Annotated in this window: 18 protein-coding genes and 2 pseudogenes; 10 read left to right on the forward strand and 10 right to left on the reverse strand. The window is 60.0% G+C overall.

Translation table 11 applies throughout. The features are described 5' to 3' along the window. Positions 1–683: 683 nt before the first annotated feature. Positions 684–1,685, reverse strand: a complete 1,002-nt coding sequence (locus tag CHC01_RS21465) for an NADP-dependent oxidoreductase (protein ID WP_089266304.1) — start codon at positions 1,683–1,685, stop codon at positions 684–686. A gap of 234 nt (positions 1,686–1,919) precedes the next feature. Between CHC01_RS21465 and CHC01_RS21470 the strand changes: the two genes are divergently transcribed. Beyond that, positions 1,920–3,215 (forward strand): dicarboxylate/amino acid:cation symporter, encoded by a 1,296-nt coding sequence (locus CHC01_RS21470; protein ID WP_089266305.1) that lies wholly within the window; start codon positions 1,920–1,922, stop codon positions 3,213–3,215. A gap of 8 nt (positions 3,216–3,223) precedes the next feature. Continuing rightward, on the forward strand, positions 3,224–4,141 hold the full coding sequence (locus CHC01_RS21475) for an amino acid ABC transporter substrate-binding protein (RefSeq protein ID WP_089266306.1): 918 nt from the start codon (positions 3,224–3,226) through the stop codon (positions 4,139–4,141). A gap of 151 nt (positions 4,142–4,292) precedes the next feature. On the opposite strand, the gene CHC01_RS21480 is transcribed toward CHC01_RS21475, so the two are convergent. Beyond that, complete coding sequence (locus CHC01_RS21480; protein ID WP_089266307.1) at positions 4,293–5,612, reverse strand: bifunctional folylpolyglutamate synthase/dihydrofolate synthase; 1,320 nt, start codon at positions 5,610–5,612, stop codon at positions 4,293–4,295. Next, positions 5,605–6,612 carry an ATP-grasp domain-containing protein gene (locus CHC01_RS21485; RefSeq protein ID WP_089266308.1) on the reverse strand — a complete coding sequence of 336 codons (1,008 nt, stop codon included), beginning with the start codon at positions 6,610–6,612 and terminating at the stop codon, positions 5,605–5,607. The genes CHC01_RS21480 and CHC01_RS21485 overlap by 8 nt, the downstream gene beginning before the upstream one ends. Before the next feature lie 374 nt (positions 6,613–6,986). Here CHC01_RS21485 and CHC01_RS21490 point away from each other — a divergent pair, with 374 nt between their 5' ends. Both CHC01_RS21490 and CHC01_RS21495 read left to right on the forward strand, forming a co-directional pair. Further along, positions 6,987–7,760, forward strand: a complete 774-nt coding sequence (locus CHC01_RS21490; RefSeq protein ID WP_089266309.1) for a ferredoxin--NADP reductase — start codon at positions 6,987–6,989, stop codon at positions 7,758–7,760. Between the two features lie 212 nt (positions 7,761–7,972). After that, positions 7,973–9,613: an FMN-binding glutamate synthase family protein gene (locus CHC01_RS21495; protein ID WP_089266310.1), complete on the forward strand. Its 1,641-nt coding sequence runs from the start codon at positions 7,973–7,975 to the stop codon at positions 9,611–9,613. A gap of 59 nt (positions 9,614–9,672) precedes the next feature. Here the strand turns inward: CHC01_RS21495 and CHC01_RS21500 are convergent, their stop codons facing one another. The 3 genes from CHC01_RS21500 to CHC01_RS21510 all read right to left on the reverse strand — a co-directional run bounded on the left by CHC01_RS21500 (position 9,673) and on the right by CHC01_RS21510 (position 13,343). Further along, a complete protein-coding gene (locus CHC01_RS21500) occupies positions 9,673–11,658 on the reverse strand; it encodes a carbohydrate porin (RefSeq protein ID WP_244558478.1) in 1,986 nt (661 codons plus the stop codon). A gap of 411 nt (positions 11,659–12,069) precedes the next feature. Continuing rightward, the gene (locus tag CHC01_RS21505) at positions 12,070–12,330 is read right to left on the reverse strand and encodes a hypothetical protein (protein ID WP_089266312.1); all 261 of its coding nucleotides are present in this window, start codon (positions 12,328–12,330) and stop codon (positions 12,070–12,072) included. Positions 12,331–12,521: 191 nt separating this feature from the next. After that, positions 12,522–13,343, reverse strand: coding sequence for a creatininase family protein (locus tag CHC01_RS21510; RefSeq protein WP_089266313.1), 822 nt, complete (start codon positions 13,341–13,343; stop codon positions 12,522–12,524). Between the two features lie 88 nt (positions 13,344–13,431). Here CHC01_RS21510 and CHC01_RS21515 point away from each other — a divergent pair, with 88 nt between their 5' ends. From CHC01_RS21515 to CHC01_RS21540, 6 genes are all read left to right on the forward strand, one after another. Next, a complete protein-coding gene (locus CHC01_RS21515; protein WP_089266314.1) occupies positions 13,432–14,454 on the forward strand; it encodes an ABC transporter substrate-binding protein in 1,023 nt (340 codons plus the stop codon). Positions 14,455–14,462: 8 nt separating this feature from the next. Beyond that, positions 14,463–15,266 (forward strand): ABC transporter ATP-binding protein, encoded by an 804-nt coding sequence (locus tag CHC01_RS21520; RefSeq protein ID WP_089266315.1) that lies wholly within the window; start codon positions 14,463–14,465, stop codon positions 15,264–15,266. 41 nt (positions 15,267–15,307) lie between these two features. After that, a complete protein-coding gene (locus tag CHC01_RS21525; RefSeq protein WP_089266878.1) occupies positions 15,308–16,099 on the forward strand; it encodes an ABC transporter permease in 792 nt (263 codons plus the stop codon). Continuing rightward, on the forward strand, positions 16,099–17,082 hold the full coding sequence (locus CHC01_RS21530) for a 2-hydroxyacid dehydrogenase (protein ID WP_089266316.1): 984 nt from the start codon (positions 16,099–16,101) through the stop codon (positions 17,080–17,082). Before CHC01_RS21525 ends, CHC01_RS21530 begins: the two co-directional genes overlap by 1 nt. 56 nt (positions 17,083–17,138) lie before the next feature. Then, on the forward strand, positions 17,139–17,789 hold the full coding sequence (locus CHC01_RS21535; RefSeq protein ID WP_089266317.1) for an AprI/Inh family metalloprotease inhibitor: 651 nt from the start codon (positions 17,139–17,141) through the stop codon (positions 17,787–17,789). 159 nt (positions 17,790–17,948) lie between these two features. Further along, positions 17,949–18,644 carry a tetratricopeptide repeat protein gene (locus CHC01_RS21540; protein WP_176454668.1) on the forward strand — a complete coding sequence of 232 codons (696 nt, stop codon included), beginning with the start codon at positions 17,949–17,951 and terminating at the stop codon, positions 18,642–18,644. Positions 18,645–18,659: 15 nt separating this feature from the next. Here CHC01_RS21540 and CHC01_RS21545 read toward each other — a convergent pair. The 4 genes and pseudogenes from CHC01_RS21545 to CHC01_RS21560 all read right to left on the reverse strand — a co-directional run. Continuing rightward, positions 18,660–18,827, reverse strand: a pseudogene (locus tag CHC01_RS21545) (JAB domain-containing protein); the annotation flags it as partial. A gap of 284 nt (positions 18,828–19,111) precedes the next feature. Continuing rightward, positions 19,112–19,310: pseudogene (locus tag CHC01_RS33155) on the reverse strand (hypothetical protein). A 1,420-nt stretch (positions 19,311–20,730) separates the two neighbouring features. Continuing rightward, positions 20,731–21,759: a 2,5-dihydroxypyridine 5,6-dioxygenase NicX family protein gene (locus tag CHC01_RS21555; protein WP_089266320.1), complete on the reverse strand. Its 1,029-nt coding sequence runs from the start codon at positions 21,757–21,759 to the stop codon at positions 20,731–20,733. 15 nt (positions 21,760–21,774) lie between these two features. Continuing rightward, positions 21,775–22,677 carry a TetR/AcrR family transcriptional regulator gene (locus CHC01_RS21560; RefSeq protein ID WP_210421699.1) on the reverse strand — a complete coding sequence of 301 codons (903 nt, stop codon included), beginning with the start codon at positions 22,675–22,677 and terminating at the stop codon, positions 21,775–21,777. Positions 22,678–22,726 lie beyond the last annotated feature (49 nt).

Genomic DNA, 22,726 nt, shown 5'->3' on the forward strand with positions numbered 1-22,726 from the left:
TACGCGGTTCATGGGGAAACGTCTGTCTTCGGGCAGGACGGATCTGCGCCAGCACTGCCACTGGCAAGGAGACGGCCGACCTTGGGATGGAAAGAGCCTGGACAGTGTGACGGACGACCAAATCAAAACGCGTTCGGCCTATTCGCTTGAGGCTCCCTTCCCATCGCCTTGGGACTTTAATTCGCGATCGGAGCGTTCGTCGAGGCAAAGTGCAAGCAACCGAAAAAACACCGCAGGCGGAACGTCGGGCACTTGCTCGGCGCCTCCGAAAGTCCTGATGCACTCACAATTGCGGAAGACCGCATCGCATCAGGCCCAAGGGTGCAACGGGCACCCGGCGTTCCGCACGCCCTCTCAACAGAGGGCGGGAATGCAAGACACGACGGCGCCCCCGCGCCGCAAATAATGGGGGTGATAACGCATGTCTGAAGAACAGTGGCTGTTTGACATTCACATCAGCAACGACGCACAGGCGCCAGAGGCATCCCTCCCTCTAGCATTGCGTAGCAATGCGCAGTGGGGAGGGTCGGCCGATAGGCCGGGGTGGGGCCTCTCCCCTATGCGAGGACAGCATTCGTGGCACCACCCCACCCGTCTCGACCGCTCCGCGGTCGATCCAACCTCCCCACGGCGCGGCTTCGCCGCTTGGGGGAGGGACAAGAAAGCGCCGCTACGCTATCTCCCTACACCTTCACCATCCGCTTGCCCCGGTTCTCACCGGCCAGCAAACCGATCAGTGCCTGCGGCGTGTTCTCCAGCCCGTCGATGACGTCTTCCTGGACCTTGAGCTTGCCGGCGGCGACCCAGGACTGCAGATCGGTCAAAGCCTTTTCGCGCTGGTTCATATAGTCCATCACGATGAAGCCCTGCATGATCAGGCGTTTCACCACGATCAGACCGGGCACGCCGCGCGGGCCGGTCGCCGAGGGCGCGCCGTCATATTGCGAGATGGCGCCGCAGCAGGCGATGCGGCCGTTGAGATTCATTTGTGCCAGACAAGCCTCGAGAATGTCGCCGCCGACATTGTCGAAATAGACGTCGATGCCACCCGGCGCTGCCGCCTTCAGCGCCTTGAACACCGCGCCGTCCTTGTAGTCCACCGCGGCATCGAAGCCGAGTTCTTTGGTCAGCCAGTCGCATTTGTCCTTGCCGCCGGCGATGCCGATTACCCGGCAGCCCTTGATCTTGGCAATCTGGCCGACGATGGAGCCGACCGAGCCGGCCGCCGCCGAGACGACGACGGTCTCGCCCGCCTTGGGCTTGCCGACGTCCAGCAGGCCGAAATAGGCTGTCAGTCCGGCGATGCCATAGACGCTGAGCAGATGCGTCATCGGCTCCATTGATGGCATCTTGTTGAGATGCTTGGCCGGCACCGCCGCGTAATTCTGCCAGCCGGTGTCGCCGAACACGATGTCACCCGGCTTCAGCGCAGGCGACTTCGAGGACACGACTTCGGCAATGCCGCCGCCCGCCATCACCGTATTGGCCTCGACAGCAGCGCGATAGGTCGCGCCATGCATCCATGCGCGATTGGCGGCATCGAGCGAGATGTAACGCACACGCAGCAGTGCTTCGCCATCCTTCGGCTCGGGAATCTGTCCCTTTGATAGTTTGAAATGTTCTAGCCCCAATTTTCCTGTGGGCTTTTCGACGAGCAGCACCTGATGATTGACGGTGTCGGTCATGGCCGTTGTCTCCCTGTTTCTTCCTTTGTCGAAACTTGTTGCAGTCGCCGCGTACAAAACAATCAGACTGCACAGTTTTTGTAGTTGGCGATGACGCTATGCGGCAGCACGGCATTCCACAACGGCTATTTGCCGCCTGATGATACCGAAACGGTACGCGGCTGACGAAGCTTGTTGCGCGCCCCGATCAATATGACAGACTGTCGCAGTTGGGAATGTGTAACGGGGGTCGGTATGTCGAACAGGTTTACGCAATACATTCTGATCGCGATGGCGCTGGGCATCGTGATGGGCTCGCTGGTTTTCAACTATTTGCCCGATAGCCGCGGTGAAATCGCGGCCGACGTCAATCTGATCGCCATGTTGTTTTTGCGCCTGATCAAGATGATCATCGCGCCCCTGGTCTTCGCCACTTTGGTCGGCGGCATCGCCCATATGGGCTCGGGCTCCAAGCTCGGCCGCATCTTCGCCAAGACCATGGGCTGGTTCGTCAGCGCCTCCTTCATCTCGCTGCTGCTCGGCCTCGTGATGGTCAACCTGTTGCAGCCCGGCGCGAATTTCCCGGGAACGCTGCCGGCTGCGGGGCAATCGACGGGCCTGCCGGTGTCGGCTTTCTCGATCGAGAAATTCCTCACCCATCTGATCCCGACCTCCATCGCGGACGCGATGGCGCAGAACGAGATCCTGCAGATCGTCATCTTTGCCGTGTTCTTCGCAGTTGCGATGGGCGCCATGCCGGAACGCTCCAAGCCGATGCTGCAACTGATCGATGACCTCGGTCACATCATGCTGAAGGTCACCGGCTATGTGATGCTGTTCGCGCCGCTCGCGGTGTGGGCGGCGATCATGGCGACGGTGTCCAAGAATGGCTTGGGCGTGTTGTGGAAGTTGATCGTCTTCATGGGCGGCTTCTACCTGTCGCTGGCGATCCTGTGGGGCATCCTCGTGGTGGTCGGTTTCATCGTCATCGGCCCGCGCTACAGCCATTTGCTGCGGCTGATCCGCGAACCCTTGATGATTGCGTTTTCCACGGCAAGTTCGGAAGCTGCCTATCCGAAGACGCTGGAAGGCCTCAACCGTTTCGGGGCCTCGTCGCGCATCTCCAGCTTCGTGCTGCCGCTTGGCTATTCGTTCAATCTCGACGGCACGATGATGTACTGCACCTTCGCTAGCATCTTCATCGCGCAGACCTATCACATCGAGATGTCGCTCGGCACGCAGCTCGCGATGCTGGCAACGCTGATGATCACCTCGAAGGGCGTGGCCGGCGTGCCGCGTGCCTCGCTGGTGGTGATCGCGTCGACGCTCAGCCAGTTTAACATTCCGGAAGCGGGCCTGTTGATGATCATGGGTATCGACACATTCCTCGATATGGGCCGCAGCGCCACCAATGTGATCGGCAATTCGCTGGCCACGGCCGTGGTCGCGAAATGGGAGGGCGAACTCGCGCCCGAACATGAGCTCGGTCCCGACGATGTGGTGCCTGGCGACATGATCCCCGGAGAAATCCCCGCCCTCGGACATGGTTGAGGTGCGTGATGCGCTACTATCTGACCGGTTCGATCACCGGGCTTCTGGCAGCTTTGCTGCTGGCGGCGACTGCGCAGGCGCAAGCGCCCGCGGAAGGGCTTAGCCCCACGCTGGCGGCGATCAAGAAGGCGCATGTGGTCAAACTCGGCTACCGCGAGAGCTCGCCGCCATTCTCGTTCCTCGATCAGGCGGGCCGGCCGATCGGCTACAGTCTCGAACTCTGCGAGGCCATCGTCGAGGATATCGGCATCGAGGTCGACGATCCCCAGCTCAAGATCGAATATGTAAAAGTAACGTCGGACGATCGCATTCCCGCCGTGGTCGACGGCAAGATCGATCTCGAATGCGGCTCGACCACAGCCAATGCCGAACGCCGCAAGCAGGTCGCGTTCTCGCCGCTGATGTTCGTCGCCGGCACCAAGCTGATGGTGCCGAAAACCACGGCGGGTACTGCACCGACTGACTTCAAGGGCAAGACCATTGTCGTCACCAAAGGCACCACCAACGAACAGGCGATGCACGCGGTCGACAAGAAATTCAATCTGGGTCTCAACATCGTGGTCTCGCCCGATCACGAGCAGAGCTACCAGATGCTGGTTGACGGCAAGGCCGATGCCTTCGCGACGGACGATATCCTGCTGTCGGGCCTGATCGCGCGGCACAAGTCGCAGGACAGATTCCGCGTCGTCGGCGATTACCTGTCCTATGATCCCTACGGCATCATGTTTCGTAAGGGCGAGCCGCAGCTTGCGGCTGTCGTCGAGCGCGCATTTCGGCGGCTAGGTTCAAACCGCGACCTGATCCCGCTCTACAACAAATGGTTCGTCGCGCGCCTCCCGACCGGCGAGCGCATGGGTGTCTCGATCTCGCCGCAGCTGGAAGAGAGCTTCAAGGTGCTGGACGATTCAGCGGGCGGGACGAATTAGCCACACACTGTCATTCCGGGGCGCGGGCAGCGCCAGCTGCACGCGAACCCGGAATCCCGGTGTGTTTGGCTCTCCGGAGACTCCCATGTCGAGATTCCGGGTTCGCGTCCGGCAAGTGCCGGCCACGCCCCGGAATGACGAGTGTGGAACTTTAAAAAAACTGTAGATCCTGCGCCTTGCCGCCGCGCAGCACCGTGGCATATTCGATCGCCGCGAACAGTCCACCCGCCACATAGATCTTGCGCGGCACGGCGCGAGCCAGTTGCTGGCTGAGGCGCACCGCGTCTTCCATGGCATTGGCCACATGAATGCGCGCCGCCGGATGGGCCTTGCGCGCTGCAGCGCCGACCACGCGCGCGTCTGCGCCCTTGTGATAGGCGCGGGTGCACACGATCGTATCGAAGACGGGCGCGAGATGCTTGGCGATATCATCGACATTCTTGTCGCCGGAGACGCCGAGCACCAGCAACCAATTGTCATCGCCATGGATGGCGCGAAGGCTCTTCAGGGCCTGTGCGACGCCATCGGGCGTATGGCCGACATCGATGACGGTCAGGGGATCGCGCTGAACGATTTCGAGCCGTCCTGGCCATCTGGTATCGCGCAGCCCGGTCCGGACCGCGAGATCGATGGCGCTGGTGGTCGCATCCGGATGCATGCGCTGCATCCAGAGAATGAACAGCGCAGCCGCAATGGCAGCATTGTTGAGCTGGAACTCGCCGGCCAGCATGAGTTCGAGCGCGCGCAGATCGAATGCGCCCAGCCGGCAGTTGAAGGCCTGGGCCTTGGCCGATGCAAAGACGTTGCTGATCGTGATCTCGTCGCCGATATGCAGGCCGGTGACGTTGCGGTTGCGATTGTACTCGGCGAGATTGCCGCACATGGGCAGGCAGTTCTCACCGTAGACGACGGTGCCGCCCGAGATACAGGCATCGCTCTTGTCGCAGGCGATCAGCTCCAGCGAGTTGCCGAGCAGGTTGACGTGTTCGAGATCGACCGAGGTGACGCAGGTGATGTCGGCGCCGACCAGCCGAACCGGATCGTAACGTCCGCCGATGCCCGCTTCGAACACGGCGAATTCGCATTCGGTCTCCTGGAAATACAGGCAGGCCAGCGCGAACTGGGCCTCGAAGGCGCCGAAGGTCTCATGCAGCGTGTGCTGCTTGAGATCGGCGATGGCAGTGGCCACGCGCAGGACGAGAGCTTCCAGCAACTCGTCATCGACGGGGACGCCGTCGATCTGGAAGCGCTCGTTGAAGCGATAGAGATGCGGTGACGTGAACAGGCCCGTCCGCAGGCCGAAAGCGCGTCCGATGCTGGCGCAGAATGCCGCGGTCGAGCCCTTGCCGTTGGAGCCGGTAACGACGACGGAATGTTTGCGCAGCCTGACACGGTCGATCGACAGCGCGTCGAGCAGCATCGCCAGCCGGGCGAGGCATAGGCCGTCGCCATATTTGGGCAGGTTAAACATCGAGCAGGCCAATCGCCGTAAATGTATGCCGCCAGATGCGCAGGATCAGATCCTCGCGGCCGCTGTCTTCGAGAAAGCGGATCGACGGATTGGCATTGACCTCGATTACGCGCAGGGCCGCAGCATCGCCGTCGATATCCGTAAACAGGTCGACCGCGCCAGCGCGCAGGCCGAGCGCCTTGGCGGCCTGCAGCGCCATCGCAAAGGCAACAGTTTCGTTGCCCGGCGCCGCAAAGCTCATGCTGCCGCCTGCGCTGCGATTCATCCGGCCGGGAATCGCGCGCCGCTCGCAATATGGCAGCACGCGATCGAGGGAGGCGTCATCGAGACCTGACGTGACCGACGAAATCCCGTGGCGGTCCAGCGCGGACGTCTCCGCGGCGATCAATTGCCTGAGCGTCGCCTTGCCGTCGCCGGTCACAGAGGGCGACGTCTTCTGCGCGCAATACACGACCTCGTCGTCGAGGATGAAGACGCGATACTCCTGGCCGGTATAGATGCGCTGCATCAGGATCGCGTCATAATACTGCGCGACCTGCTTGAGATAGGCCATGAGCGCGTCGCCGCCCACGACAATCTCCGCAAAGTCGCCGCGCGATCCCATCAGCGGCTTGATGAAGGCCCGGTCGCCGAGTTCGGCGAAATGCCAGACGGCGTCGGCATGTTCGTGGCCGGGCGGGCGATGGGCGCGATAACGCTCATGCAGGAAGAAGTATTTCCCGCCCAAAGTCGGGACGCCGGCGCGCTCCATCAGCACATTGGCGAAATACTTGTCATTCGCTAGCGTCGCAGCCGTGGCGTTGTTCTGCGGAAAGAACGAGCCGCGTCCGGCGCCGAAGGATGCGCTTCTGCCGTTGCGGCCGACAGTGAAGATCAGGCCCGTTCCGCCATCGACGTCGACGAAATCCAGCCCGAACTGGCGGCAAGCGTATTCGGCATAGATCGACTGGTCGGGATAGGATGGGGGCTTTCGAGCCCGGATGTCGCGAAGGGATGTCATCAAGGACCAGGCCGACGATTGAACGAAAAGCCGCCTGCGACGACTTTAACGAGGTGGCCGGAAACTACCGGATCGGGATCACGCGATCCAGCCGGATACCATTAACGGTGTCCGGCAAGAAACTGAACGAAACCTCCCATATCGGGTAATTTAATGTCGCGGCCAGATGGGCTGCTGCTGCATGGGTAACCTGCTTTGGAAATTAATCGACCGCCTCCCTCAGTCCGCAATTGCACTTCATGGCTTCTTTGACTAATTGTCATTCGCAGCTGCGAGAACCAAAATTAGCCAATAGCCGCAATGGTTTCTCGGCATCGTGACGCGGCAAACAATGGACTTGTTCTAAAAAAGCCCGCACTGGAAAATCAAATCTCATGAGCGCCTTTCACAGAGAGAAAGTTCTTTCTGTCCAGCATTGGACCGATACACTTTTCAGCTTCAAAGCCACCCGCGACACCTCGTTCCGCTTCCAGAACGGCCAGTTCGCCATGATCGGCCTGGAAGTCGATGGCAAGCCGCTGCTGCGCGCCTATTCCATGGCCAGCGCGAACCACGAGGAAGAGCTGGAATTCTTCAGCATCAAGGTGCCGGACGGTCCGCTGACCTCGCGCCTGCAGAAGATCAAGGAAGGCGACACCATCCTGGTCGGCCGTAAGGCCGTCGGCACGCTGATCACCGACAATCTTTTGCCCGGCAAGCGCCTGCTGATGCTCTCCACCGGCACCGGCCTCGCGCCGTTCGCCAGCCTGATCAAGGACCCGGACGTCTATGAGCGCTACGAGCATGTGGTGCTTGTGCATGGCTGCCGTCAGGTTTCCGAACTCGCTTACGGCGAGCGCCTGGTCGCCAAGCTGGCCGAGGACGAGCTGTTCGGCGAACTGATGAAGGACAAGTTCACCTATTACCCGACGGTCACTCGCGAGCCGTTCCGCAACCGCGGCCGGATCACGGACCTGATCGCGTCGTCGCAGCTGTTCAACGACATCGGCCAGGGCCCGCTTTCGATCGAGACCGACCGCATCATGCTGTGCGGCAGCCCGAGCATGCTCGAAGATCTCAAGATCATGTTCGAAGAGCGCGATTTCATCGAAGGCAGCGGCTCGAAGCCGGGCCACTTCGTGATCGAGAAGGCGTTCGTCGAGCGCTAAGGCAGCCCGAGCCTATCAAAATTCACTGCACTGCAAAACCCGCGCTCCGGCGCGGGTTTTGTCGTCTGGGGCCCTCGCTTTTTGCAACGATTCATTGAGCGTGGCGCGATAGATTAGGCACTCTGGTGCGATGCTCTGCGGCAACGCGCTTGTGATGTTTGCGTCATCGGGTCTGTGTAACGCTAGCGCCATTCATGTCAGGCAGGATTTTTATGGAAACGTTGATGCTTCCCCTCTCGCCGCGCTTCATCGTTTTGACGATCTGCAGTGTCGCCACCTTGCTGCTGGTCGGCATTGGCATTCACGACCCGAAAGTCATCCCTCTCGTTGTCATCCCGGTCATCGTCTTCGGCGGCCTGACCATGCTCGGCATTCACGACGTGCTGCAGAAGGATCATGCGGTTCTGCGCAACTATCCGATCTCGGCGCATATCCGCTTCCTGCTCGAAGAAATCCGTCCGGAGATGCGGCAGTATTTCTTCGAGAGCGAGAAGGATGGCATGCCGTTCAGCCGCGACACGCGCGCGGTGGTCTATCAGCGCGCCAAGATGGTGCTCGACAAGCGTCCCTTCGGCACCCAGAAGAACGTCTACGAAGAGGGTTATGAGTGGATGCACCATTCGGTCGCGCCGCGGCCGCATGCGACTGAGCAGTTCCGCATCACCATCGGCGGCCCGGATTGCCTCAAGCCCTATTCGGCCTCGGTACTGAACATCTCGGCTATGAGCTTTGGTGCACTCAGCCCCAATGCGATTCGCGCGCTGAATGCCGGCGCCAAGCGTGGTGAGTTCGCGCATGACACTGGAGAAGGCGGCGTCAGTCCGTATCATCAAGAGAACGGCGGCGACCTGATCTGGGAGGTTGGCTCCGGCTATTTTGGTTGCCGCACGCGTGATGGCAACTTCGATCCCGACGCCTTCGCGAAGCTTGCCGTCAACGATCAGATCAAGATGGTCGAGCTTAAGATCAGCCAGGGCGCAAAGCCCGGCCATGGTGGCGTGTTGCCGGCGGCAAAAGTGTCGGAAGAGATCTCGCGCATCCGCGGCGTCGCCATGGGCGAGGACTGCATCTCGCCGGCCTATCACAAGGCGTTTTCAACGCCGATCGAGATGATGGAATTCATCGACAAGATGCGCCGTCTGTCCGGTGGCAAGCCCGCCGGCTTCAAGCTGTGCATCGGTCATCCCTGGGAATTCCTCGCGATCTGCAAGGCGATGCTGCAGACCGGCATCTATCCGGATTTCATCGTGATCGATGGCAATGAAGGCGGCACGGGCGCGGCGCCGCTGGAGTTCATGGATCATCTGGGCATGCCGATGCGCGAGGGCGTCAACTTCGTGCACAATGCGCTGATCGGCATCGGCGCGCGTGACCGCATCAAGATTGGTGCCTCCGGCAAGATCGCGACGGCCTTCGATATCGCCCGCGCGATGGCGCTCGGCGCCGACTGGTGCAATTCAGCGCGGGGCTTCATGTTCGCACTGGGCTGCATCCAGTCACTGAGTTGCCACACCGATCGTTGTCCGACCGGCGTCACGACGCAGGACCCCACGCGCAATCGCGCACTGGCCGTGCCACAGAAGACCGATCGCGTTTATAACTATCACGAGGCGACGTTGCATGCGCTGGCTGAGCTGATCGCGGCAGCCGGGCTCGCTCATCCGCAGGATATTCGCCCGATCCATTTCTCGCATCGCGCCTCCGGCACCGACGTCCTGTCCTTCACGCGGATGTATCCGGCGCTGCGCCACAACGAGCTGGTCGATGGCACCGGCGACAAGCGCTTTCGCGATGCATGGGAGATGGCGCAAGCGGGCTCGTTCCTGCCGGCGGCCCTGGAACGTTCGGCCTAGATATCGTAGCCCGGATATCGCTGCGCTCATCCGGGCTACAAACGGCGCAGGATGTGTCGTCAGAACTCGCCGTGCAATCGGCCTGAGAAGATCGAGACCGGCCCGCGATCCTTGTTATAGGCAGGGTTCGCAATCAGCTGGTAGTCGGCCGTGAGGGTGAAGTTCTTGTCGATGGCATAGGCGTAATAGGTTTCGAGAATGCGCTCGGTGCCGTAATTCAGCCGTCCGTCGCCGATCAGCAATCCGTTGCCGCCAGCGGCGAGGAAGTCGCGATGCGCAGCGGACAGGCCGTTGATCGCGCCGCCAAGGCCGATCGTGTCATTGGCGCGGCCCCAATGGCTGCCCTTGATCGAGACGCCGGCAGAGACGCTGCGGTCGATATCGGTGAAGGACAGGATCTCGTTCTGGCCATCGTTCCAGCTGACGCGGCCGAAGATGCCAACGTCAGTGGCAACCTGCTGCTCACCGTTGACGTAGAAGCCGTATTTGTCGCTGGCGCGGCGGATCGAGGACATCACGTCGTTGATATCCAGCGTGGGATCATTGGCCTCGATCGCCAGTGCGCCGCGATAACTACCGGTATTGCCGCGATTGATGAAGGCACCGACGCGCAGCTTGCCGGGCTGGTCGAAGATCTGGTGACGCTCCTCGAATTCGACGACCGCGCCGCCAGTCTTGAACGTCAGGACGTCGTTGTTAGGCTGCGCCGGCACCTGAAACAGGCCGGCTCGGATCGCCCAGTCCTTGCGGTTCAGTTCAACGATGGCGCCGCGGGTGAAGCCCGGCAGGTCGGCTGGAAAGTCGTAAGCGGCCGATGACCACATTGCCCAGTTCATGAAGTCGGCGCGCGGATCCTTGGCGTAGGAATTGCCATCGAAGAAATCACCCACCGCGAAGCGTCCGACCGTGAGCGTGATGCGGTCGATATCGCGCTTGCCTGCCAATTGATTGGCAGCGTCGGGGACGTCTTCCTGTTCGCCGCCGAGGCCAAGCGTCTGGCGGAAGTAATAGCGCTGCATGCGAAAGCGCGGAAACGGCGCGCCGCCCTTTTGCGCCTCGCCATTAGGGAAGCCGGCGAGGCCGAGCGTGGAGTTGAGGCCGAAGCCCTGCGCCAGCTCGGGATTGAGATAGAGCTCACCGCCCTGCCACAGTCGCCAGCCCAGGAACGCCGTCGTCGTAAAGGTCTCGCGCCCCTGGCCGCCGCCGGGAAGGCTGTTGGTGCCTTCATAGGGCGAGCGAATCCGCGGATAGGCGGACGCGATGAAGGTGGTCTGGGCGTGGACGTTCCAGTCTGTCGATTCCGGCAGCACAGTCTTGCCGACGATGGGGGCTGACGGCAACCACGGCGGCGTGTCCCACAGCCGATAATTCAAGCCGACTTTGACGGTGTGAATATTCGGATCAACGCTCGCATTCGGCAGCCCGGCATTGCCGAGGTCATAGGTCTGCCGCATCAAATCGAGATAGGCGTATTCGGCCTTCGCGGTCCAGTTGCCGCCAACGGCAAATTCGACGCCCGCGCCGGCGGTCCAGCCGAAATGGGTGCGGGTCGCCGATGATATGAGGTCGCCGTCGGCATCGTTGAGATTGAGTTTGGTGCGTCCCCACGCCACGCCGCCGGTGACGTAAGGCATCAGCGCGCCGAAGGCGTAGCCGATGCGGCCGCGTGCGGTTGCAAAATAGTCGAAGGTCGTATGGAAAGGCGCCGGCATCAACCGCGCTGCGTCCTGCGGACTGCTGAACGTGGCGTCGGCCTCGAAGCCCAGCACGACGTTGTTGCTGAGCTGCCTATTGTAGCCGATCTGGTAGCCGCCGATCAGGCCGGTCGGCGAAGGCGGCAGGAAAACGCCCTGCGCGGGCAGCGCATTGCTGCCGGGACCAAAGCTGCCGCCGCCATAGCCGATGTGACCGCCGAGATAAAACCCGGTCCAGTCGTAAACCAGGCGGGGCGCTTTCAGCGCCATGCCGGGCGAAATATCGGCCGCGATCGCAGAGCCATCGAACGCCAATGCGCCCAGCGCAAAACCGGCCAAAACGCGCTTCACGACAATACTCGCGATCGGTCGGGGTACTTCATGCGGCCGTCATTTCTCGCTTTAGGTCGCCGCCGATCATGCGACGAACCGTTTGATATTCCACAAAAATAGTCGATTCGCCCATAATGTTGGGGGTATCGAGGGTCGTCGTGAGACAAAACGAAACAGAATGAGCAACCCGTCGACTCCCCGACTATAATTGCAACTAATTCGCAATAGCAAGAAGCAACTGGAGAAGCATGTTTCAGTGGCAGCCGATCATGACGGTTGGATAACAGCAGCTGGCCGGCACGGCTCGAAAGGCATTTGGCGAGCGCAAAAAAATGACCCGCTCGGGGGGACAACCGAGCGGGTCTGGTGCGACACGGGGTGGATGAGGCGCCCGTGTCGGACGCAAATCCACGTCAGTCGATCAAGAGATTAGTAGTTGCAGGTCCGGACGCGGCCGACATAGTTGCCGTAGCCGTCATACTGGCGGACCCAACCGCAGCGATATCCGTAACCGTAGTAGCCGTTGTTGGCGGCAATGGCGCTGCCGACGACTGCGGCGCCGACTACACCGGCCGCGATGCCGAAGCCGATGCCCGGGCCCTTGGCCTGAGCCTGCTGGGACGATGCCACGGTGCCGGCAGCGGTGAGAGCAACGAGAGCGAAAGCAGCAATCTTGGACTTGATCGACATGGGATAACTCCATCCTGTTTGAGCGCAGCCATCGTGGTCTGCATGCCAATCAGTCGGAGCCCAAACGGATCGGGTTCGAGACCCGGTCGAACTATTTGGTTTCAGGCAAATTCTTTTGGTTTCAGAATCGTGTCGTCATCCGCGTGGAATATGTCGTCGCGTGAATCGCGCAATCCGCGATTAACCACATCTCACGCGCCGGCATCCGGTTCGCGATCAAACGCTGTCACGTCGAAGCGATGCATGTCCGCGAGTAGTTCGCAGAACGCTTTTGCGCCGTGTGCCAGCAGCTTCTCGCCCTTGTCGGCTGATGCCTGCGTGGCGTCGCCGATCGCGCCGCTGGGATGCAGATCTTCGGCCTGCCACGCGAATGGCGCGGGCCGGCTTGCGGACAGCCAGCGATAATGCTTCTCCATTGCAATCGCCGACGATGCGAAATTTGCGATCTTGTCGTTCCGCACGTGCTGCGGATAGCGCGCCAGTATGATCGATGTCTCGACAGCGCCGCCATGGATCCCGTGACGCAATTCGTCGTCCGAGAACAATCCATCCGGTGTCCCGAAGCGGTTCCATCCGGTAGTGGCGACCAGCATGCCGTATTCGGCGCGCAGGTCCTGCGCCGCGAGCGTCATTGCTGCGCTGTTGCCGCCGTGACTGGTCACGATCACGAGTTTCTGAACGCCGGCGCGCGCGACGCTTTCGCCGATCGCAGTCCAGGTCTGCAATGCGATCTCGGTCGGCAGAGTCAGCGTACCGGGAAAGGCGAGGTGCTCGGTTGAAATGCCCACAGGTTGAAGCGGCAGGAACGTCGCCGGAATATCGGCGGGCAGCAGGCGCTGGACCTCTGCAAGATAAGCCTCCGCAATCATGATGTCGGTGCCGAGGGGCAGATGTGGTCCGTGCTGCTCGGTCGCGGCGAGCGGCAGCACTGCAATCCAGGAGGCCGGATCGCTCTTGGCGATGTCGGGCCAGTGAATGGCAGTCCAGTCGCGGGGCGGCATGTTGGCAGTCATCGAGGTGCGTTTCTTTGGTCAATTTTGCAGGGTAGTCTGGCAGCAGATTGCTTCCTATCATGGGCCATAACGGTCGACGGAGTCCAATATGAGCCCGATATCCCTGCTGCGCGCGTTAACCATTGGCGCACTGGCCGTGATGGCCGTGTGGTCGCCTGCCGCGGCGGAAACCAGGCTCGACAAGGTCAGTTTCGGAACCAACTGGGTGGCCGAGGCCGAACATGGCGGCTTCTTCCAGGCGGTCGCGGACGGCACCTACAAGAATTACGGCCTCGACGTCACCATCGTGCCGGGCGGCCCGAACGTGAACAACCGCATCCTGTTGATCTCGGGCAAGCTCGACTTCTTCATGAGCGCGAACACGCTGCAATCCTTCGATGCCGTCGCCAATAATGTGCCGGTGGTCGCTGTCGCCGCAATCTTTCAGAAGGACCCGCAGGTCTTTCTGGCGCATCCCAATCCCAAGGTGACCAAGCTCGAAGATCTCAAGCCGATGACGCTGCTGATCTCGAAGGAGGGCGTCGCCGGCTATTTCCAATGGATGCGATCCGAGCTTGGCTTCAGCGCGTCCAAGGTCAAGCCTTACACCTACAATGCGCAGCCCTTCATCGTCGACAAGAACAGCGCGATGCAGGGCTATGTCACGTCCGAGCCGTTCGTGGTCGAGAAGCAGGCCAATTTCAAGCCAACGGTGATGCTGCTCGCGGATTACGGTTTCGATGGCTATTCGACATTGATCGAAACGCGCCGCGAATGGGTCGACAAGAAGCCGGACCTTGTCCAGCGTTTCGTCGATGCCTCGATGATCGGCTGGTACAACTATCTCTATGGCGACAACAAAGCCGCCAATGAGGTCATCAAGAAGCTCAATCCGGAAATGACCGATGACCTGCTTGCCTATTCCATCGCCAAGATGAAGGAATACGGTATCGTCGACTCAGGTGACACGCTGAAAGACGGCATCGGCGCCATGAGCGAAGCGCGTGTTGCCAGCTTCTTCGACAAGATGTCGCGCGCAGGCGTGGTCAAGCGCGACATCGACTATCGCAAGGCCTATACGCTGCAGTTCATCAACAAGGGTGTCGGTCTCGATCTCCGGCCGAAGAAGTAGCCCGGCAGATGGCCGACCCTGCCTTGTTGAGCGATGCACCCACCGCCGTGCGCCTGCGCGGTGTCACGAAGGTCTATGACAACGGTACCGTGGCGCTGGGGCCTCTTGATCTCGATATTCGCAAGGGCGAGTTCGTCTCGCTGTTGGGCTCGTCCGGCTGTGGCAAATCCACCGCACTGCGCCTGATTGCAGGCCTGATCGCGCCGTCAGCGGGCACTTTGGATGTGGCCGCACGCAGCAGCGGTCACGCCATTGGCTTCGTGTTCCAGGAGCCGACGCTGATGCCATGGAGCACGATCCGGGAAAATGTGCGGCTGCCGCTGAAGCTGGCACATATGCCGGATGCGCAGTCGACGGCGCGGGTGGATGAGGTGCTCGCACAGGTCGGTCTCGCGGACTTTGCCGAAGCCTATCCGCGCGAATTGTCGGGTGGCATGAAGATGCGGGCGTCGCTGGCCCGCGCGCTGGTGACTGAGCCGGATATCCTGCTGATGGACGAGCCTTTTGCGGCGCTCGACGAGATCACGCGTTTCCGGCTCAACAACGACCTGCTGGCGCTATGGCGTGAACTCGGCAAGACGGTCATCTTCGTCACCCATTCGGTGTTCGAGTCGGTTTATCTGTCGCAGCGCGTTGTGGTGATGACCTCGCGGCCCGGTCGCGTCAGCACCGAATGCCGTATCGAATCCGCCGAGCCGCGCGACGACGCGTTTCGCACCTCGATGGCCTATGCCGGCTATTGCCGCGATGTTTCACAAGCACTGATGGCGGCCAGTGACGCGGCATTCAACGAGACAAAGGCGCGGGCATGAAAGGGCTGGAGCCATTGCCCACAGTCGATCGCGGTTCGGCAATGCCCGGCAGCAGCATGCCGTGGCAGCGCATCGTCTGGCCGGTGGTCGTGTTCGTCGCCGGAATCGTTTTGTGGGATCTTGTCGTTCGGATCGGCGAAATCCCGCCCTATCTGTTGCCCGGCCCCTTGCTCGTCTTTCAAACGTTGATCGCCGACTGGTCGATCCTGTCTGAATCCCTCGGCGTGACGCTTCTGACCGCGCTCGAAGGTTTCATTGCCGCAGCTGTCGGCGGCATCGCATTGGCTCTGTTGTTCAACCAGTCCAAATGGCTGGAATATTCGCTGCTGCCCTATGCCATTGTGCTGCAGGTGACGCCCGTCATCGCCATCGCGCCGCTGATGCTGATCTATCTGCCGCAGCAGACGGCCGTTGTTGTCTGCGCCTGGATCGTGGCGTTCTTCCCGGTGCTGGCCAATACGACGCTCGGTCTCAATTCGGTGGATCGCAATCTGGCCGGGCTGTTCCAGCTCTATCGCGCATCGCGTTGGCAGGTGCTGCGCTATCTGAAGCTTCCGGCGGCATTGCCATTCATACTTGGCGGATTGCGCATTGCGGGCGGATTGTCCCTGATCGGCGCGGTGGCGGCGGAAATCGCTGCAGGTGCGGCGGGTGCTGGTTCAGGCCTCGCCTATCGCATTTCGGAATCCAGCTATCGCCTCAATATTCCCCGAATGTTCGCTGCGTTATTGTTGCTGTCCGTTGCGGGGATTGTGATTTATATGCTGCTCGCGCTGGTATCCCACATTGTGTTGCGGCGCTGGCATGAGAGTGCACTGCGAAAGGAAAAATAATGGGGACGGGAATCTCTTCGGACAAAATCGACCTGCTGATCTACGGACCGACGAAGCCGCTGATCAATAACGGTTTCTCGGATCAGTTCGTATTGCATAAATATGAAACCCAGCACGATCTCGAACGGCTGCCGGCGGGTGTCGCCGAGAAAATCCGTGGCATTGCCGTGACCGGCCTGGTGCCAACCAACAGCGCCGTGCTGGCGAAATATCCCAAGGTCGAGATCATCTCCTCGTTCGGCGTCGGCTACGATCACATCGACGCGAAATATGCCGCCGAGAACAACATTCTCGTCACCAACACGCCGGACGTGCTGACCGAGGAAGTCGCCGATACGGCGCTCGGCCTGTTTATTGCGACTGCCCGCGAATTCATCAAGGCGGACAAATATGTCCGTTCGGGCCTGTGGCTGACGCAGCCTTATCCGCTCACGGTCGGCTCGCTGCGCGACCGCAAGGTCGGCATGGTGGGCATGGGCCGGATCGGTCAGGCCATCGCGCGCCGTCTCGACGCGTCGCTGGTGCCGGTGGTCTATCACTCCCGCAACCCCGCCGCTGGCGTCTCGCACAAGCATTATCCGAACCTGATCGAGATGGCGAAGGCGGTGGATACGCTGATCGTCATCACACCGGGCGGACCGTCGACGGCCAACCTGGTCAATGCGGAAGTCATGCAGGCGCTCGGTCCGCGCGGTATCATCATCAACATCGCGCGCGGTTCGGTGATCGACGAGCCTGCACTGATTGCGGCGCTCAAATCGGGCACCATTCTGGCCGCTGGCCTCGACGTGTTTGCGCAAGAGCCCAAGGTGCCGGACGAGCTGAAGTCGATGCAGAACGTCGTGCTGCTGCCGCATGTCGGCTCGGCGTCGGTGGTGACGCGCAACGCGATGGATCAGCTGGTGGTCGACAACCTCAAGCTCTGGTTCGCCGGCAAGGCGCCGACGACGCCGATTGCGGAAACGCCGATAAAGGGACGCTGATCGTGAGACTCGCGTCGGGGCGCTGTCGATATTTTGCGCTGGCAGTTGCCGGCGCGATGCTCGTCGGCGCACCGGCGCGAGCGCAGGACACTGCCACCCTTCGAAAAAACATGATCGGGCAGTGGGAGCTCTCCACCACCGAGCGCAGCAAGACCTGCGTGGTGACGCTGAAGAACGACACGTCGCCACAGGGGCTGAAGCTCGAACTCGAACCGGATTGCGCAAAGGCGCTGCCCTTCACCAAGGACATCGCAGCCTGGAACATCAAGGGGCTCGATATCGTCCGGCTGCAGAATCCGACGGGCGAAGCGGTGATCGATTTCACCGAAGTCGAGAGCGGCATCTTCGAAGGCATTCGTACCGGCGAAGGCGTCTATATCCTGCAGAATCTCGCTGCAGCCCGCTCGCTGACCAAGTCGATGGACCAGATGATTGGCGATTGGTCGATGGTGCGCGGCAGCGGCCGCGTGGTCTGCGGTCTGACGCTGACCAATACCGAGACGACCCAGGATAATTTCGCCGTGTTCCTGAAGCCGCGCTGCGACCCCCTGGTGGCGAATTTCAATCCCAAACAGTGGCGCCTCGAACGCGGCGAATTGCTGATGATGTCAGCATCGGGCGAGACCTGGCATTTCGAGGCTGACGACAACGCGCAGTGGCGCCGTGTGCCGGATAGTGCTGATCCGCTCATCCTGCTGCGACAGTAGGAGGTCGCTCCGCGCCCGCTTTTGCGGGGACGACGAGGAGAGGTCGTTGCCTGGATTGCGCGCTACGCATCAATCCGTCTGGTTCAAATCAGCTTCTTTGAACCTATTTCCGCTGCGCGTTACCAAGATGAAATGGTTCAAACCCGATTGGAGGGTGAGATGAAATTTTTCGCCTTGGCTTTTTCGTGCCTTTTATTTTTCTCAATGCCTGCCAACGCAAATGACGCAGACACCTTTAATGCAATGTTCGCATTGGCGAACAAGGGAGATGCAGAGGCGCAATATCATGTGGGCATGATGTACAATAATGGCATCGGCACACAACAGGATCGCAGGCAGGCCTTTGAGTGGTTTCAAAAATCGGCTGCGTTGAACGACCCGTTGGGAGCCTACAAGCTTGGTTGTTACTATGACGGGCAAGGCGCAGGCATCGTGGAGTCTGACTCGGATCAAGCTTTAAAATACAAGCTTGTTTCTGCCGAAGCCGGCTATGCGCTTGCCCAGCACGATGTCGCCAATCTGTATGACAGGCGAGGAAATTCAGACGAAGCGCTCAAGTGGTGGAAGAGGGCGGGCGATCAGGGATATCCCGGTGCCCTCTTTGGTTTGTCCCGCTTGTATTCCGCCGGAAAAGGAGCGCCAAAGGATCTATCTTTGTCATATGCGTTTTTCAAACTCTCGAAGCTGGCGCCCGCGAAAAATGTGAATGAGATGGCTGCACTGTTGTCCGAACAAGAACTCAAGAATGCAGAAAAACTGGTGTCCGAATGGAAGCCGCGGACAACTGTTTTAACACTCAAGGCAAAGAGTGGTATTCGCGCAGCAGAAGAATACGTCAAAACCGCCAAGAACTAAGTGTTCTGATTGGCCTTAGATCAGCTTCAGGCCCTTCAAACTCGCATGCCCATGTTTGCCGACGATGATGTGATCATGCACCGCGATGCCGAGCGGTGCGGCAACATCGATCACCGCCTTGGTCATCTGCACATCGGCCTGCGACGGCGTCGGATCGCCGGAGGGATGATTGTGCATCAACATACTTGAAGGAAGAATCTCGTTTAGAGGCAAGCGTCTAGTGCTTTCCTACGTTCGGAAAGGGGGATGAAATTGGAGTTGGTTCCTCGTTACAGACAGGGATAGACACAAAGTGTCATGCCACTGACTTCACGACACCGCACGATCAGATTGTAGCACGGATCCCGAATCGATATCCATCTCCGCCAGATCATCTCATTCAGCGGTAACTGTCGGACTGGCACATGTTACGACACTCTCCAACGGACGCGATCGTGAAGGTCGGAAACAACTGGATTCTTGCGATCTCAACGATTGAGCTCCTCCAGCGGACAGAGAATGGCTTTGCCGATCTTGATGAACGATGGACCGATCCTCATCGAACGCCAGTTGCGGAGGGGTTCCTTCGCTGACCTGCTCGCGATAGCGCTCAACAACTTCCTCAACGGTGAAAAGTACTGGACCTGCTGGAGGTACGAAGGAGCGGCTGGTGACGAAATTACGCAATGAGCTGTTGCACGTTCCTGTTTGCGTGAGGTTAGGATTAATGGTCATAGAGGAGGCTCCGGTAGGTGCAGAAGATGTTCTGCAGTCGAGCATTGATTGCGGCTTCGAGAATGCCGTCAGCGGATTGCGGACCAGTCTAAATGCCGACTTTCCTGTGGTCACAGGGCGCAAGTCAGCATAGAGCCCGAAGCAAGCTCGTGCGAGAACTGCGGAATGAGCGATATGGAACGGTCGCTTCTGGCGCAAAGCCGCCATCCAGGTGTATCGTTCTCAATCTTAGCTTGGTCCAGATCATGTTAGATGAGGCAGCGCTTCGAACTCTGTATGCGTGCATCCAAATCTCGTGTGCGGCAGCGACGATCTGCACAGAAATTGGTCTTGAAGACAGAAGTAGTCTAGGGCGATCTATGCGTGCACGTCCTTGGGAGGCCACCGGGCAGCCACCCGCCATCTCGCCATCCACGTTGCGCAAGCGCAGTCGGTATCGAAACCGGCTGCGTTTTTATTAGAACTGAGCTCATGCAAGCCCGTCGACAAATTTTGGACAAATTGACGGTGGCTATCCTGTTACTAGTGGCGACTACCGGTGCTTCGTTCAATATCACGGACGTGCTCGCCGGCGGGCCGAGTGTGTTTCGCACGAAGTTGATGCAGTCGCGATTGCATCGGGAGAGGCCCTTCGCTGCGGGACCACGTGGCAGGAGCAGTCTACCACTTGGGTGATCAGGTTCGCAGGTCTGCGGCGAGAATCGTCACGCGAACGCGTCCGGGGGGAGGGGGCCGCCGTAAATTCGACTTGGTGGCTCGCTGCCCTAGTCGTTCTCGCGATGCGAAGGGGAAGCAGAGGATCCATTCTCAGGCGACCAAATCGCTTGATACGTGTTTCGCGCGCCGCCTTCGGATTGAGGATGGCTCGCGTCATATTCGGCTGCGATAAGATGGCCGTAGGACCATTCAAGCACCCGTGAAACATTGAGCTTCCACGATGACCAGTTAGGCGAGCGCATCTCGCGTTCCATTCGGTTGGCGGTTGAAGCATCCAACGAGTGCAAGCAAAGGATATGCCATTACTTCCTGGTGTTGCTCCCAGTGCCCATTATAGAGAAGTACTTTCCCTCGTGTATTTACCCACTGCTGGCCGCGAAAGGCGCCAGCGTTTTTCGGAATTGCGTGCGCGCCGTATAGTGCAAGCGCTGCTTTTGCGAAGCCGTCACGGCGTGCGTCATCGAGAAAGAACTCGACAGCGTGTGAAATTTGCGTACGGCCAGCTCGGTTGAGACGCGAGCTCCGCCGGGAATTCAACCGGGGCCTCTGTAGAAAACAGCGGGCAACCCACGTCGGCTTTGGTTTAAAAGCGCGCCGATCGATGCACGCAATACGCCAGACAAACCGGTTGCGTCGCACAGGCGCCCGCGATCGCTTAACGGCTCATTTGGATCTCCTTCACGACCACGTCACCATTGATCACGACGGGCTCGTCGTCGAGCAACAACGAGCAATTGCGCATCGGAATATCTAGGTGGCAGGCGGTGTCGTTGGCGCCGCCCAGCTCGCTATTCGGGCCTGTCGAGAACATGACGTTGCCATAGAAGCTGCGCGGCTCCATTCCCATTCCGCCGGGGAATTCGCCCGGCACGAAGTTGTGCCACCTGGCTTGCGGGTTCATACCCCAGCCGACGTGGCTCATGCCGAAACCGCGTTTGTCGTTGAACGAGGCCATGTAGGCCTTGACGATTTCGGCCTCGAGCCCGCCACGGATGTCGGTGACCCAGCCCTTCTCGATGGTGTAGGTGATCGGTTCACGAACCATGATGTTCTGCGGAAGCAGGATGTCGCCAGTCGCGACTACGATCTGGCCATCGACCCCGTCATCGTCTCCGCCGGTGAAGACGAAGCCCGAGGGCCAATGATCCCAACGGCCAGGTGTGTCGTTGCAGGCGTATTCCGCTATCGTATCGTAAGTATTTAGCTTGTAGGTCACGTCGGTACCGCTAGGCGACGTGATGCGCATGACCTTCGCCTTGTCGAGAAGGCCAGCGGCAATTTCGACCTTCTCGCGCAATTCCGGATAGGGGAGCATTCGGGCGAGCAACGCAGGCGGCTCGACTGCAGTGAGGATGCGAGTGCCGGCGGCTTGGATCGCAAACTGCTCGGGCGAGAACAGCAGGAAAATGCAGTCGATCAGCATGTCGCAATTCTTCAGCGCTTCGACTGCATCGGGCAGAGCGGCCAGGCCGGTCACGCCGACGTTCCAGCCCGCGGTCGGCATCGGTGCGGGAAGGCGCATGTGATACATCCTGGCGCCGAGACGCTGGCCCGCGGCCATGAAAGCGTCGGCATATGACAGGCGATCGCTACCCTGAGTCAGAACGACAAGACGCTCGCCTTCGCGAACCCCGGACATCTTGAGCTGATGCAGGCAGATTTCAGTGAAGCTGGCGTGATCCATCACTCTTCCTCTCGTTTAAATCTGAACTCGGCTTCTCGCAGCCTTCTTTTTATGGATACCAACAGCCTTCGTCGGCTCGCGGCAGATGCCGCCGGTGATGAAGGCGACAGTCTCGGCCATCAATCGGGAGCCGTCTTTCGGATCGTACGACTCGGGCACCATGTCCTCCATGCGGTTCGTATCGGATAGAGCGTAAAGATAAGTGCCGATCATGAGCGTCATCCGCCAATGCACGTCGAGCCGTGAAAGATGTGGCAACGCATTGTGCAACGCTTCGATATAGAGGTGGGTGGACTCGTCATAAGCCGTCTTGCGTAGCTCATAAGAGAGGTTGGGTGGTTCGGTATGCAGCCTGGCGTGGAGCCGCAAGAAAGCGGGCCCTTGCTCGGTCGCACGGAGGTCCAGGACTGGCCGAAGGAAGGCTTCGACGATGGCGACGACGTCCGTTGCCTTTCCATCGGTCTGCAATCTCGCCAAGCTTTCGATCCGCGCATCTGCGATCGGCGTCGCACGTCGAAGAAATGTTTCGCTGAAGAGGTCGAACTTCGAGCCGAAGTAGTAAGTGATCAGCGCCTGTGTCACTCCGGCGAGCACGGAAATCTCCCGTAGCGTGGTGCCCGCATATCCCTGATTGGCAAACACGACCTCGGCGGCATCCATTATGCCCTCGCGCATCGCTCCCTTGCCGCCTTCGGGCCGCCCAGGACGTTTGATCGGTGGCTCAGCGGACAAGACGCCTCGCCGGCCGGACACGCGGTTCATGCTGGCCTCCTCATGAATCCGATGCCGTGGCAGCAATTCGAGCACAAAGGCGCACAAAATCGGTGCAGCCGATGTGGCGAAGATAGAAAAGATAGCATTGTGGACCCCTGAGGCGTCGATGCCGATGCCGTTTCCCGCCGTTTCATGGGATGGCACGAGGATTGCTACCAGAAATTATATAGCCGGCCAACCAAACAATTATATG

The organism is Tardiphaga sp. OK246 (genome assembly GCF_900188215.1).
GTDB classification, from domain to species: Bacteria; Pseudomonadota; Alphaproteobacteria; order Rhizobiales; family Xanthobacteraceae; genus Tardiphaga; species Tardiphaga robiniae.

What these genes read in the sequence shown, in the direction of transcription:
- CHC01_RS21515 (WP_089266314.1), top strand. Translation starts at nt 13,432, where the DNA reads ATGAGCCCGATATCCCTGCTGCGCGCGTTAACCATTGGCGCACTGGCC.
- CHC01_RS21535 (WP_089266317.1), top strand. Translation starts at nt 17,139, where the DNA reads ATGCTCGTCGGCGCACCGGCGCGAGCGCAGGACACTGCCACCCTTCGA.
- CHC01_RS21530 (WP_089266316.1), top strand. Translation starts at nt 16,099, where the DNA reads ATGGGGACGGGAATCTCTTCGGACAAAATCGACCTGCTGATCTACGGA.
- CHC01_RS21525 (WP_089266878.1), top strand. Translation starts at nt 15,308, where the DNA reads ATGCCCGGCAGCAGCATGCCGTGGCAGCGCATCGTCTGGCCGGTGGTC.
- CHC01_RS21465 (WP_089266304.1), bottom strand. Translation starts at nt 1,685, where the DNA reads ATGACCGACACCGTCAATCATCAGGTGCTGCTCGTCGAAAAGCCCACA.
- CHC01_RS21555 (WP_089266320.1), bottom strand. Translation starts at nt 21,759, where the DNA reads ATGGATCACGCCAGCTTCACTGAAATCTGCCTGCATCAGCTCAAGATG.
- CHC01_RS21490 (WP_089266309.1), top strand. Translation starts at nt 6,987, where the DNA reads ATGAGCGCCTTTCACAGAGAGAAAGTTCTTTCTGTCCAGCATTGGACC.
- CHC01_RS21470 (WP_089266305.1), top strand. Translation starts at nt 1,920, where the DNA reads ATGTCGAACAGGTTTACGCAATACATTCTGATCGCGATGGCGCTGGGC.
- CHC01_RS21480 (WP_089266307.1), bottom strand. Translation starts at nt 5,612, where the DNA reads ATGTTTAACCTGCCCAAATATGGCGACGGCCTATGCCTCGCCCGGCTG.
- CHC01_RS21495 (WP_089266310.1), top strand. Translation starts at nt 7,973, where the DNA reads ATGGAAACGTTGATGCTTCCCCTCTCGCCGCGCTTCATCGTTTTGACG.
- CHC01_RS21540 (WP_176454668.1), top strand. Translation starts at nt 17,949, where the DNA reads ATGAAATTTTTCGCCTTGGCTTTTTCGTGCCTTTTATTTTTCTCAATG.
- CHC01_RS21510 (WP_089266313.1), bottom strand. Translation starts at nt 13,343, where the DNA reads ATGACTGCCAACATGCCGCCCCGCGACTGGACTGCCATTCACTGGCCC.
- CHC01_RS21505 (WP_089266312.1), bottom strand. Translation starts at nt 12,330, where the DNA reads ATGTCGATCAAGTCCAAGATTGCTGCTTTCGCTCTCGTTGCTCTCACC.
- CHC01_RS21520 (WP_089266315.1), top strand. Translation starts at nt 14,463, where the DNA reads ATGGCCGACCCTGCCTTGTTGAGCGATGCACCCACCGCCGTGCGCCTG.
- CHC01_RS21485 (WP_089266308.1), bottom strand. Translation starts at nt 6,612, where the DNA reads ATGACATCCCTTCGCGACATCCGGGCTCGAAAGCCCCCATCCTATCCC.
- CHC01_RS21475 (WP_089266306.1), top strand. Translation starts at nt 3,224, where the DNA reads ATGCGCTACTATCTGACCGGTTCGATCACCGGGCTTCTGGCAGCTTTG.